The organism is Streptomyces sp. NPDC003016, from assembly GCF_053591455.1.
Map to the genome: position 1 here is coordinate 16,955 of NZ_JBSFTV010000050.1, position 12,106 is coordinate 29,060.

Consider the following 12,106-nt stretch of genomic DNA (forward strand, 5'->3'; position numbering starts at 1 on the left):
CCATGGCGTTCACCCGTGCCACCGGGAAGCACCGTCGTCCGAGCCGTCCGGGCCGTCTGACGCGCAGGAGCGCGAGCCTCGCGGGCGTTGCCACCCTCGCGACGACCGGCGCCGTCGGGAGCCTGGCCTCTCCGGCCCTCGCCGCCGGCACCAGCGCCGACGCGGCCCACTCCGTCGAGGCGACCGGCCTGACCCAGGCCCTCGTCGTCGGCGACTCCCTCGCCGACCGGATCGCCGCCCAGGCCGAGGCGCAGCAGCACGCCGCCGACAAGGCGGAGGCCGAGCGCAGGGCCGAGGCGGCGCGCAAGGCCGAGGCCAGGCGCAAGGCGGAAGCCAGGGCCGAGAAGGAGCGTGCGAAGCGCGAGGCCGAGGAGCGCGCCGCCCGTGCGGCGGAGCGCGAGCGCCTCACCGCCTACACCCTTCCGGTCGCCGGTTCCGCCGTGACCACCGGCTACCGGAGCGGCGGCTCGCTCTGGTCCTCCGGCAGCCACTCCGGCGTCGACTTCCGGGCCGCGTCCGGCAGTTCCGTCGTGGCCGTCGGTGCGGGCACCGTCGTCGAGGCCGGCTGGGGCGGGGCGTACGGCAACAACATCGTCATCAGGATGAACGACGGCACGTACACGCAGTACGGCCACCTGTCGTCCATCGGCGTCTCCGTCGGGCAGGCCGTCACCCCGGGCCGGCAGATAGGTCTCTCGGGTTCGACCGGCAACTCGACGGGCCCGCACCTGCACTTCGAGGTCCGTACGTCTCCCGAGTACGGCTCCGACATGGACCCGGTCGCGTACCTGCGCGCGCACGGCGTGAACGTCTGACGCACCCCGGTTTTCCCGAAGGCCCCGGCTTACCGCCGGGGCCTTCGGCGTTGGCCAAAATATATCCATGAATTCCTGCCGCCCGTCGGAAATCGCGCGCCGCTGCAATAGAGTCGCCGAACAGGCGTCATTCGACCGCGTTTCGCGAGGATCAAGGCGGAGGTCCGCTCATGCGCATTCCCGCGCAATCGGTATGCACGGCGATCCGTGACGACATCGTCTCCGGCGTCTTCGAGCGGGGCAGCCGGCTCACCGAAGAGCTGCTGGCGCGCCGTTACGGCGTCTCGCGCGTCCCGGTGCGCGAGGCCCTGCGCACGCTGGAGTCCGAGGGGTTCGTCACCACCCGCCGGCACGCGGGCGCCTGCGTGGCCGAACCCACCGCGCAGGAGGCCGCCGACCTCCTGGAGGTCAGAATGCTGCTGGAGCCGCTGGCGGCGGCCCGCGCCGCCCAGCGGCGCACCGAGGCGCACCTCAAGGTGTTGCGCGGCCTGGTCAGGCTCGGTCAGGAGCGGGCCCGCCGGGGCGAGGGCGAGGGCCTGAGCCCCCTGGGCGGCTGGTTCCACGAGACGCTCGCCCAGGCGTCCGGCAGCCCCGGCCTCACGGCCCTGCTCACCCAGCTCAGGCACAAGATCACCTGGATGTACGCCGTCGAGCAGCCCGCCCGCCCCGTCGAGTCCTGGGCCGAACACGGCACGATCGTGGACGCCGTGGCGCGCGGCGACGCGCAGCGGGCCCGGGCGCTGACGGCCCTGCACGCCGAACGGGCGGTGGCCGCGTACCGGCTGCGGCGCCCCGACCCACGGCCGGAACGCGTGAGGACTTCGCAACATGCCGTACACACCGGGGGCGGCCGCAATTAACAGATGCGCCGTATACAAAGAAAGCGAATGGGCGGGGGCTTTTTCTGCTGCCCGGAATTCCTGACGTATATCTCAGCTGTCTCCGCGCAAAAGCGAAGGAGCCGCGACGTCCCGAATCCGGGATGTCGCGGCTCCCTCGTGAGAATGCGCCCGTACGAGTGGTCAGACGGTCTCGGGAAGCTCGTCGAGGCCCTCGGAGACCAGCTTCGCCAGGCGGTCGAGGGCGGCATCGGAACCGTCGGCCTCGGAAGCGAGCACGATCTCTTCGCCGCCCTGCGCGCCCAGGCCGAGCACCGCGAGCATGGAGGCCGCGTTGACCGGCTTGCCGTCGGCCTTGGCGATCGTCACGGGAACACCCGAGGCGGTCGCTGCGCGAACGAAGATGGAGGCGGGCCGGGCGTGCAGGCCTTCGGCCCAGCCGACGGTGACACGGCGCTCAACCATGGTGTTGCCCTTCATGTTCTAACGGTTGTCTAGACCAGTCTCTCATGTCGCTCGGGGAAGCCGTGCCCGCGACCCCGGGCCGGCCGGCCGCCCGCGGCGGCCCCAGCCTGCCTCGTCCCTGGCGGGCCCGCGACCCGTAGGCTTCCTTCATGCAGCCTCCGATGGAGCAGACCCCGCCGGACCGCGACGGGCACCACGCGTACCCGGCCCACTGGGAAGCCGACGTGGTGCTGCGCGACGGAGGTACGGCGCGGATCCGCCCCATCACTCCCGACGACGCGCAGCGCCTGGTCAGCTTCTACGAGCAGGTGTCGGACGAGTCGAAGTACTACCGCTTCTTCGCGCCGTACCCGCGCCTCTCCGACAAGGACGTCCGCCGCTTCACCCACCACGACTACGTGGACAGGGTAGGTCTCGCGGCGACGGTGGGCGGCGAGTTCATCGCCACCGTCCGGTACGACCGCATCAATGCGCAGGGGCGCCCCTCGTCCGGCCCCGGTGCCGACCTGGCCGAAGTCGCCTTCCTGGTCCAGGACGCCCACCAGGGGCGCGGGGTCGCCTCCGCCCTCCTCGAACACATCGGCGCGGTCGCCCGCGAGCGCGGCATCCGGCGCTTCGTGGCGGAGGTGCTGCCCGCCAACTCCAAGATGATCAAAGTCTTCACGGACGCCGGCTACACCCAGGAGCGCAGCTTCGAGGACGGCGTCGTCCACCTCGAATTCGGCCTGGAGCCGACCGACCGCTCCGTCGCCGTCCAGCGCGCCCGCGAGCACCGCGCGGAGTCCCGCTCCGTGCAGCGCCTCCTCGCCCCCGGCTCCGTCGCGGTCGTCGGGACCGGGCGCGCGCCGGGCGGGGTGGGGCGCACCGTCCTGCGCAATCTGCTCGCCGCCGGATACACGGGCCGTACGTTCGCCGTGAACCGGGCCTTCCCCGAGGACCTCACCGAGCTGGACGGCGTGCCCGCGCACCGCTCCGTCGCCGGGATCGGTGAGGCCGTCGACCTCGCCGTCGTCGCCGTACCGGCCGAGCGGGTGCCGGAGGTGATCGCGGACTGCGGCGAGAGCGGCGTGCAGGGGCTGGTCGTCCTCTCCGCCGGATACGCCGAGAGCGGGGCCGCGGGCCGGGCGCGCCAGCGCGAACTGGTGCGCCGGGCCCGCTCGTACGGCATGCGCATCATCGGGCCCAACGCCTTCGGGATCATCAACACCTCCGAGGCGGTACGCCTCAACGCCTCCCTCGCGCCGGAACCGCCCGCGCGCGGCCGCATCGGCCTGTTCACCCAGTCCGGAGCGATCGGCATCGCGCTGCTGTCGGGGCTCTACCGGCGGGGCGCCGGGCTGTCCTCGTTCATCTCGGCCGGCAACCGGGCGGACGTGTCCGGCAACGACTTCCTCCAGTACGGCTACGAGGACCCCGACACCGACGTCGTCCTCCTCTACCTGGAGTCCATCGGCAACCCGCGCAAGTTCACCCGCCTCGCCCGGCGCACGGCGGCGGCGAAGCCGGTCGTCGTGGTCAAGGGCGCCCGCCACAGCGGCAGTACGCCACCGGGCCACGCGGTGCCCGCCACGCGCATCCCCGACGCGACGGTCTCCGCGCTGCTGCGGCAGGCGGGGGTCGTCCGCGTCGACACCGTCACCGAACTCGTCGACGCGGGACTGCTGCTCGCCGGGCAGCCGCTGCCGGCCGGGCCGCGCGTCGCCATCCTCGGCAATTCCGAGTCCCTGGGCCTCCTGACGTACGACGCCTGCCTGGCCGAGGGGCTGCGGCCGCTGCCGCCGCTCGACCTGACGACGGCCGCGACCCCGGCGGACTTCCGCGCGGCGCTGGCCCGGGCGCTGGCGGACGGGACGTGCGACGCGGTCGTGGTCACGGCGATCCCGTGGGTCGGCGAGAACGGCGCCACGGAATCCGGTGACGGGGAGGTCCTGGCGGCGGCGCTGCGGGAGGCGGCGGCGACGGGGCCGGCGAAGCCGGTGGCGGTCGTGCACGTGGAGATGGGCGCCCTGGCCGACGCGCTCGCTGCGGCGACGAGCACGGCCCGCCCGGCGCCGGAGCCGGTCCCGGTTCCGGCGTCTTCGGACGGCCCGGGGGCGGGAGCGGGGGCCGCCGCGCGGGAGAACCAAGCCCGTCCGGCGTTCGAGGACACGCCCGAAGGGCGCCCGGAGGCAGGCGGTGCGGGCGACGGACGGCGGATTCCCGCCTACCCCGCCGCCGAACGCGCCGTGCGCGCACTCGCCGAGGCCGTCAAGTACGCGCAGTGGCGGCGGCAGGCCGCCGAGCCCGGGCGGGTGCCCGAGTACGACGACATCGACGAGGCCGGGGCCGCCGCCCGGATCGCCGCGCTGCTGAGCGGGGGCGGCGCCGCCCCCGGCGGGATGTCCCTCAGGGACGACGCCGCCCGGGAACTCCTCGCGCGGTACGGCATCGACGTACGGCCGGCCCTGCCCGCGCCGGGGCCCGACGCCGCCGTCGCGGCGGCCCGGCGGCTCGGCTACCCCGTCGCCCTCAAGACCACCGCCCCGCACCTGCGCCACCGCCCCGACCTCGGCGGCGTACGCCTCGACCTCGGTGACGAGCAGGAACTGCGCCGGGCCTACGGCGAGCTGACCGAGGCGCTCGGCAGGCCCGAGGAGCTCCAGCCCGTCGTCCAGGCCATGGCCCCCCGGGGCGTGGACACCGTCGTACGGGCCTCCATCGACGCCGCGGCCGGCGCCGTGCTCTCCTTCGGGCTGGCCGGAGCCGCCTCCGAGCTGCTCGGTGACATCGGACACCGGCTGGTACCGGCAACCGACCGGGACGCCGCCGAACTCATCAGGTCGATCCGCACCGCCCCGCTCCTCTTCGGCTGGCGCGGCTCGGACCCCGTCGACACCGCCGCGCTCGAAGAGCTGCTGCTGCGCGTCTCGCGCCTGGTCGACGATCACCCCGAGGTGGTCGGGGTCGCCCTGGAACCCGTGGTCGTCGCCCCGCACGGCCTGTCCGTGCTCGGCGCGTCCGTGCGCCTCGCGTCCCCGCCCGCCCGCGACGACCTCGGCCCCCGCCGCCTCCCGAGCTACTGAGCCGTCCACAGGCCCGGCATCGCGCCCCCCGGAGCCCCGTAGGATGGAGGGCATGGCGAAGACCGGTACGACGACCAAGGGGCTGCGCGCGGCCATCGAGCGCAGCGGCTACTACCCGGCCCTCGTGGCCGAAGCGGTGGAGGCCGCTGTCGGCGGCGAGCCGGTCTCCTCATACCTGGTGCACCAGGAGACGACCTTCGACTCCAACGAGGTCCGCCGCCATGTCACGGTGCTCGTCCTGACCGGCAACCGCTTCATCGTCAGCCACACCGACGAGCAGGCCGCCGATGCCACCTCCCCGGCGCCGTACGCCACCACCTCCACCGAGTCGGTCAAGCTCGACCGGATCTCGTCGGTCGTGGTCAGCCGCGTCGTCGCCAACCCGGAGAAGTACGTCCCGGGCACCCTGCCCCGCGAGGTCGTCCTGACCATCGGCTGGGGCGCGGTCTCCCGCATCGACCTGGAGCCCGCCGCCTGCGGCGATCCCAACTGCGACGCGGATCACGGCTACACCGGCAGCACCACCGCCGACGACCTCAGCCTGCGCGTCAGCGAGGCCGGCGACGGACCGGACACCGTCCGCCAGACGCTCGCGTTCGCCCAGGCGCTCTCCGAAGCGACCGCCGCGGCCGACCGCTGATGGCGCAGCCCGTCTGGTCCGACCCGGTTCCGCTCGCCCTGGGCACCGCGCCCGTCCCCGAGTACGGCAGCGGCTCGCTCGCCGACCTCCTGCCGACCCTCGCGGCGGGAATGGACGTACCCGGGGCGACCGCCACGATCCCCGAGCTCACCCCCGCCGACCGGAACTGCGTGTTCCTGATCGACGGTCTCGGCTGGGAGCAGATCAAGGCCCACCCGGACGAGGCCCCGTACCTCCACTCCCTCCTCGGCAGCTCGCGCGGCGGCACCGGCCGCCCGCTCACGGCAGGCTTCCCCGCCACCACCGCGACCTCGCTCGCCTCGGTCGGCACCGGCCTGCCGCCCGGCGCGCACGGCCTGCCCGGTTATACCGTCCGCGACCCGGACACCGGCGCGCTGATGAACCAGCTGCGCTGGAAGCCGTGGACCGACCCGCACGTCTGGCAGCCGTACCCCACGGTCTTCCAGCTCGCCGACGCCGCGGGCGTGCACACCGCGCAGGTCTCGTCCCCGGACTTCCAGCACACCCCGCTCACCAAGATCGCGCTGAGCGGCGGCACGTTCCGCGGCAAGCTCACCGGCGAGGAGCGCATGGACCTCGCCGCCGAGCAGCTGGCGGCGGGCGACCGTTCGCTGGTCTACACGTACTACAGCGAGGTCGACGGCAAGGGCCACCGCTTCGGCATGGACTCCGACGCCTGGCGCGGCCAGCTGATGTACGTCGACCGGCTCGCCCAGCGCCTCGCCGAACAGCTGCCGCCCCGCGCGGCGCTGTACGTCACCGCCGACCATGGCATGATCGACATCCCCTTCGACGAGGAGTCGCGCATCGACTTCGACGAGGACTGGGAACTGGGCGCCGGTGTCGCTCTGCTGGGCGGCGAGGGCCGGGCCCGGCATGTGTACGCCGTTCCGGGTGCCGAGAGCGACGTGCTCACCGTCTGGCGCGAGGTGCTCGGCGAACAGTTCTGGGTGGCGAGCAGGGACGAGGCGATCGCGGCCGGCTGGTTCGGCCCGGCGGTCGACGAGCGGGTCTACGGACGCATCGGCGACGTCGTCGCCGCGGCCCACGACGACGTCGTGGTCACCGCGTCGCGCCGCGAGCCGCACGAGTCCGCGATGGTGGGCATGCACGGCTCCATGACGCCCGCCGAGCAGCTCGTCCCGCTCCTCGAAGTCCGCTCGTAACCCCCGCACCCCCACGCCCTGACCTGAAAGGCCCTCACCCCCTCATGCCCGAGCTGGTGTTCTTCTCCGGAACGATGGACTGCGGAAAGAGCACCCTGGCTCTTCAGATCGAGCACAACCGGTCCGCGCGCGGCCTCCAGGGCATGATCTTCACGCGCGACGACCGGGCGGGCGAGGGCAAGCTCTCCTCCCGCCTCGGCCTGGTCACCGACGCCGTCGAGGCCGCCGAGGGCTTCGACTTCTACGCGTACCTCGTCGCCCACCTCTCCCAGGGCAACCGCGCCGACTACGTGATCGTGGACGAGGCCCAGTTCCTCGCCGGCGAGCAGATCGACCAACTGGCCCGCGTCGTCGACGACCTGGAGCTCGACGTCTTCGCCTTCGGGATCACCACCGACTTCCGCTCCAAGCTCTTCCCCGGCTCGCAGCGTCTGGTCGAACTCGCCGACCGGGTGGAGGTGCTCCAGGTCGAGGCGCTCTGCTGGTGCGGCGCGAGGGCCACGCACAACGCCCGTACGATCGGCGGCGAGATGGTCGTCGAGGGCGCCCAGGTCGTCGTCGGCGACGTCAACCAGTCGCCGGACGAGGTCGGTTACGAGGTGCTGTGCCGCCGCCACCACAGGCGCCGGACGACGGCCGCGGTCGCGCACGCCGCGGCCCTGTCGCCCGACGTGCTGCCCGTCGACCCCTCCCTCGGCGACTCCGTCAGCCGGCCGTCGTCACGATCGTGAACACCGCGCCCTCCGGGTCCGAGACGACCGCCGACCTCCCCCGCGCGTCGTCCCGGGGCGGCTGCAGCACATGCCCGCCGAGCTCCGCCAGCAGACGGGCCGACTCGTCGGCGTCCTCGACCTCGAAGTACGTCATCCAGTGCGGGCCCCGGTCGCGCGGCAGGGCGGTGCCCACGCCGCGCACGGACGCCACCGGACGGCCTTCGAGGTGCAGCGTGAGCCGGTCGAGGTCGGCGGAGACGTCCGTCTCCACCTCGTGGCCGAAGACCGCCGCGTAGAACTTGCCGACCACCGACGTCTCGCGCGTCACCAGCTCGTTCCAGACCGGGATGCCATGGGTGCCGGCCAGGGCCGTGCCCGGATGGGCCGCGGCCTGCCAGATGCCGAAGACCGCGCCGGTGGGGTCGGAGCAGATCGCCATCCGGCCGGCGTCGCCCGCGTCGATCGGGCCGACCCCGACCGTGCCGCCGTGGCTCCTGACGGACTCGGCCGTGACACCGGCGTCGTCGGTGGCGAGGTACGGCGTCCAGGCGATGGGCAGATGCCGGTCGGGCGGCAGTTGTCCGACGCCCGCGATCTCCCTGCCGTCGAGCACGGCCCGTACGTACGGGCCGAGCTGCTGCGGTCCTGGCCGGAACTCCCAGCCGAACAGCGTTCCGTAGAATTCCTGGGTGGTGGCCAGGCCGTGCACCATCAGGCTCACCCAGCAGGGCGCACCGGGCATGTGCCGCCCGGTCACTGCCTCCGTCATCGTCACTCTCTCCTCGGACCATCGGTGGTGGTCGTGCGGGAACGGGCGCCCCGTTGCGAAGCGGTGGAGTGCTGAAGGGACGCGCCCGTGCAGATGCTTGCACCACCTGGCGTGCGGCGCGTCCCGGCCGCGCCGCTTTCTACGGGTTCCCGCACGAGAATGCCCGATTTGGCATTTCCCGTCCGTTTCGGTGTGGTCACCGTACGGTGTCGGTCGTACCGAAGGCTGCGCGAGGATGGCACCTATGAATGCCATCATCACCGCAGCCGGACTCGCGAGCGAGTCGACGGGAGAGCGGCCGCCCGTCCTCCTGGACGTCCGTTACCAGTTGGGCGGGCCGCACGGTCGCGCCGCGTACGAGGCGGGACACATCCCCGGAGCCGTCTTCGTCGACCTGGAGGCGGAACTCGCCGGCCCGCCCGGCTCCGGCGGCCGCCATCCGCTCCCGGACGTCGAGGACTTCGGCGCGGTCATGCGCCGCACGGGCGTCCGTCACGACACCCCGGTCGTGGTGTACGACGGCGGGCAGGGCTGGGCCGCGGCGCGCGCCTGGTGGATGCTGCGCTGGGCGGGCCACCCGGACGTCAGGGTGCTGGACGGCGGCCTCGCGGCGTGGCGGGGCCCGGTCGAATCGGAGGTCCCGGCCCCAGCCGCCGGTGATTTCCGCCCGGCCCCCGGCGCCGCGGTGCTCCTCGACGCCGACGGCGCCGCCGAGCTCGCCCGCACCGGTCTGCTGCTCGACGCGCGGGCGGCCGAACGCTACCGGGGCGAGGTGGAGCCGATCGACCCGGTCGCCGGCCACATCCCGGGCGCGGTCTCCGCCCCGACCATGGAGAACGTCGGCCCCGACGGCCGCCTTCTCCCCGCCCCCGAACTGGCCGCCCGCTTCACGTCGCTGGGCGCCGGCGAAGCGCGGGCGGTCGGCGTCTACTGCGGCTCGGGCGTCTCCGCGGCCCAGCAGGTGCTGGCCCTGGAGGTCGCGGGCATTCCGGCGGCGCTGTACGTGGGGTCGTGGTCCGAGTGGTGCGCCGACGCGTCCCGTCCGGTGGCCACCGGACCCGACCCCCGGTAACCGCGCGGGGCGAGGGGCCCGTACGCGATCCGTGCGATCCGTACGGGCCCCTCGCCCCAGGCGTCCGGCGTCTACTCCTGCTTCTTGCGGCGCGTACCGAAGACGATCTCGTCCCAGCTGGGTACGGCCGCCCGCCGTCCGGGGCGGACCCCGTCGGCCTCGGCCTGACGGTCCGTCGTACCGGTGAGCCGGTCCCGGTGCCCGGCGACGGCGCGCGGCATGAGGACATCGGCGTACGCCGCACCGGCTCCGGAGGCGGCGGACGCGGCGGTCTCCTCGGCCTCCGGTTCCTGCGCGCCGGGTTCGGTCGTCGGCGGCTCCGGAGGCTGCGCGGGCCGCTCGGGCACCACCATGTCGCCCCGGAAGCTCGGCACCGCCTCCAGCAGGCTGGTCAGCGAATCCCGCTCACCGCCGGCGCCCTCCTGCTGCGGCTCGGACGCGGGCAACGGCACGGCGGGCCGCTCCAGCTGCCGGTCGAGCGCACGGTCCAGCGGCCGGTCCCGGGGCAGCCGCGCGATCCGCGGTACGAAGGGGAAGCTCGGCTCGGGCGCGGCCACCATGGTGGTGTCGTCCGTCTCGCCGATCAGCGCGCGCGCCTCGTCGTCCACGGCCTGTACGAGCCGCCGGGGCGGGTCGTACGTCCAGCTCGCGGAGTGGGGTTCGCCCGCGACGCGGTAGACCAGCAGCACTTCCCATGTGCCGTCGTCGCGCCGCCAGGAGTCCCACAGAAGGGTTTCCTTGTCGGCGCCGCGCAGCAGCAGCCGCTCCTGCACCGCCTCGCCGAGCTGGGGTCCGGTCCCGGTGTTCTCGCCGGGGCGGCGCACCGGGGTCTTCCGGGCGCGCTCGGCCATGAAGGCGCGTTCGGCCAGTACGGGGCCTTCGAAGCGGCGGACCCGGTCCACCGGGATGCCCGCGTGCTGAGCGACCTCCTCGGCGGAGGCACCGGCCCGTATCCGGGCCTGGATGTCGCGAGGACGGAGGTGGCTCTCCACCTCGATCTCGATCTGACCGAGGCGGGCGCGGTCGTTGCGGACCGCCGCACGCAGCCGCTCGTCGATCGGAAGTGTGTACTCCGTGCTGTCAGCAGCCTTCAGCACCAGTCGTGTGCCGTCATTCGAGACGGCCACGACACGCAGTTCGGGCATGGGAACCTCCCGGGTGGTGCCTGCCGACGTCACGTGCGTCGCTGCTTCCGCTAGTCGAGTGTGGCCTGCCCGGGTGCAGCCTGCCACAACCTTGCCCAGTTGCCCGGCGTGTCGGGCATCAGCCCTGGATCGCCGGTATGGCACGGTTGCCATTTCGCCACTCATAGTGACCGACTCGTCACTGTGAGCATTCGGCGCCCGTGATGGAGGCCGGACCCAGGGCTCGCCACAGTACTCCATTCGGACCATGAGGGTGGACCGGCGCGCCGCCGAAGTTCTCCACGCGTGCGGGAGTTGAGGGCGGCGGCCCGTCGCCGCAGGGCCTCTGTAGTGGTCTGTTTCACAGAATCTTTTGAAACGGAACTATCCACTTCGCCCAAATGTCCCTCCATGTTGCAAGGTGGACCAGATGGGTGAGATAGGCAATCAGAGGCTGGGCATGGGCGGTAAGCCGGAAAACCACGTAGAAGAACCGAAGAATCCGCGACTGGACCTGAGTGTCGCTCAGGTGGCGGGAAGCGCGGTGGCCGCAGTCGTGGCGGCGGTGCTGGCTTCCCAGCTCGGTGTGTACGGGACGATCATCGGCGCGGGAGTGGTCAGTGTCGTCGCGACCAGCGGCGGCACGGTCTTCCAGCATCTCTTCCGGCGCACCGGGGAGCAGCTCCGCGAGGTCACGGTCCACGCGAAACCGAAGGCCCGTCAGGTGCCGGTGCATGAGCCGCGCGGGTACGGGCAGGAGGGCCGGGAGGACGGAGACGCGACGCGGACCCGGGTGCTGCGCACCGTCATGGTGCCGACGGACCTCTCGAACGCCGGCCTCCCGGACGAGGAGTTCAGCGAGGCCACCACGCACGGCACGCGGGTGCGGGGCTGGAAGCGTTCCGTCGTCGCGGCCGTCGTCGTCTTCGTCGTGGCGATGGGCGGCATCACGGCGTACGAGCTGATCACGGGCGACGGCCTCGGCGGCGGCAAGGGCAGCACCGTGGGCACCGTCTTCCGCGGCGGAGAGCAGCATCAGCGCCAGAAGGAGACCCCGCCGTCGCAGGCCCCCGGGGAGACGCCGGGCAGCGGCTCCACGACGCCCGGCACCGGGACCGGCGGCGGACAGAGCCCCGGCCAGGACTCCGGCACCGGCACAGGGGAGGGCGGCGCCTCGCCCGACCCCAGCAGCACGCCACCCACGACGACGGACGGCGGCTCGACGGGTGAGACGGGCGAAGCGACCCCGACGCCCACTCCGACCCCGACGCCGTCCGGAACCACCGGTGGTGAGGGCGGCGACACGGGCGCCGACGCCGATGAGGACCCGGCCACGGGCGGCGACGGCGACAACGGCAGCAGCAGCGACAACGGCGAGCAGGCCGGTACCCCGGCCCCGTAGGGCGGGGCGGGGGCAAGG

Annotated in this window: 11 protein-coding genes; 8 read left to right on the top strand and 3 right to left on the bottom strand. The window is 73.3% G+C overall.

From position 1 onward, the window contains the following. Window positions 1-2 precede the first annotated feature (2 nt). Window positions 3-815, top strand: a complete 813-nt coding sequence (locus tag ACWDZ4_RS30820) for a M23 family metallopeptidase (RefSeq protein ID WP_451511676.1) — start codon at window positions 3-5, stop codon at window positions 813-815. A gap of 170 nt (window positions 816-985) precedes the next feature. Beyond that, window positions 986-1,675: a GntR family transcriptional regulator gene (locus ACWDZ4_RS30825; RefSeq protein WP_451511677.1), complete on the top strand. Its 690-nt coding sequence runs from the start codon at window positions 986-988 to the stop codon at window positions 1,673-1,675. 162 nt (window positions 1,676-1,837) lie between these two features. On the opposite strand, the gene ACWDZ4_RS30830 is transcribed toward ACWDZ4_RS30825, so the two are convergent. Next, the gene (locus ACWDZ4_RS30830; RefSeq protein WP_093803258.1) at window positions 1,838-2,119 is read right to left on the bottom strand and encodes an HPr family phosphocarrier protein; all 282 of its coding nucleotides are present in this window, start codon (window positions 2,117-2,119) and stop codon (window positions 1,838-1,840) included. Between the two features lie 149 nt (window positions 2,120-2,268). Between ACWDZ4_RS30830 and ACWDZ4_RS30835 the strand changes: the two genes are divergently transcribed. The 4 genes from ACWDZ4_RS30835 to ACWDZ4_RS30850 are packed head-to-tail and all read left to right on the top strand — an operon-like array spanning window position 2,269 to window position 7,739. Further along, the gene (locus ACWDZ4_RS30835; protein ID WP_451511678.1) at window positions 2,269-5,181 is read left to right on the top strand and encodes a bifunctional acetate--CoA ligase family protein/GNAT family N-acetyltransferase; all 2,913 of its coding nucleotides are present in this window, start codon (window positions 2,269-2,271) and stop codon (window positions 5,179-5,181) included. Between the two features lie 52 nt (window positions 5,182-5,233). Next, window positions 5,234-5,821 (top strand): DUF5998 family protein, encoded by a 588-nt coding sequence (locus tag ACWDZ4_RS30840; RefSeq protein ID WP_451511679.1) that lies wholly within the window; start codon window positions 5,234-5,236, stop codon window positions 5,819-5,821. Further along, complete coding sequence (locus tag ACWDZ4_RS30845) at window positions 5,821-7,008, top strand: alkaline phosphatase family protein (protein ID WP_451511680.1); 1,188 nt, start codon at window positions 5,821-5,823, stop codon at window positions 7,006-7,008. The genes ACWDZ4_RS30840 and ACWDZ4_RS30845 overlap by 1 nt, the downstream gene beginning before the upstream one ends. A gap of 44 nt (window positions 7,009-7,052) precedes the next feature. Then, complete coding sequence (locus ACWDZ4_RS30850; protein WP_451511681.1) at window positions 7,053-7,739, top strand: thymidine kinase; 687 nt, start codon at window positions 7,053-7,055, stop codon at window positions 7,737-7,739. Here the strand turns inward: ACWDZ4_RS30850 and ACWDZ4_RS30855 are convergent. After that, entirely contained in the window at window positions 7,714-8,490 is a 777-nt protein-coding gene (locus tag ACWDZ4_RS30855) for a VOC family protein (protein WP_451511682.1), read from the bottom strand. The two genes, ACWDZ4_RS30850 and ACWDZ4_RS30855, sit on opposite strands and share 26 nt — an antisense overlap. Before the next feature lie 244 nt (window positions 8,491-8,734). Between ACWDZ4_RS30855 and ACWDZ4_RS30860 the strand changes: the two genes are divergently transcribed. Continuing rightward, window positions 8,735-9,562 carry a sulfurtransferase gene (locus tag ACWDZ4_RS30860; RefSeq protein WP_451511683.1) on the top strand — a complete coding sequence of 276 codons (828 nt, stop codon included), beginning with the start codon at window positions 8,735-8,737 and terminating at the stop codon, window positions 9,560-9,562. A gap of 71 nt (window positions 9,563-9,633) precedes the next feature. On the opposite strand, the gene sepH is transcribed toward ACWDZ4_RS30860, so the two are convergent. Continuing rightward, window positions 9,634-10,707 (bottom strand): septation protein SepH, encoded by a 1,074-nt coding sequence (sepH, locus tag ACWDZ4_RS30865; RefSeq protein WP_451511684.1) that lies wholly within the window; start codon window positions 10,705-10,707, stop codon window positions 9,634-9,636. Window positions 10,708-11,146: 439 nt separating this feature from the next. On the opposite strand from sepH, the gene ACWDZ4_RS30870 reads away from it, so the two are divergent. After that, complete coding sequence (locus ACWDZ4_RS30870) at window positions 11,147-12,088, top strand: hypothetical protein (RefSeq protein ID WP_451511703.1); 942 nt, start codon at window positions 11,147-11,149, stop codon at window positions 12,086-12,088. Window positions 12,089-12,106 lie beyond the last annotated feature (18 nt).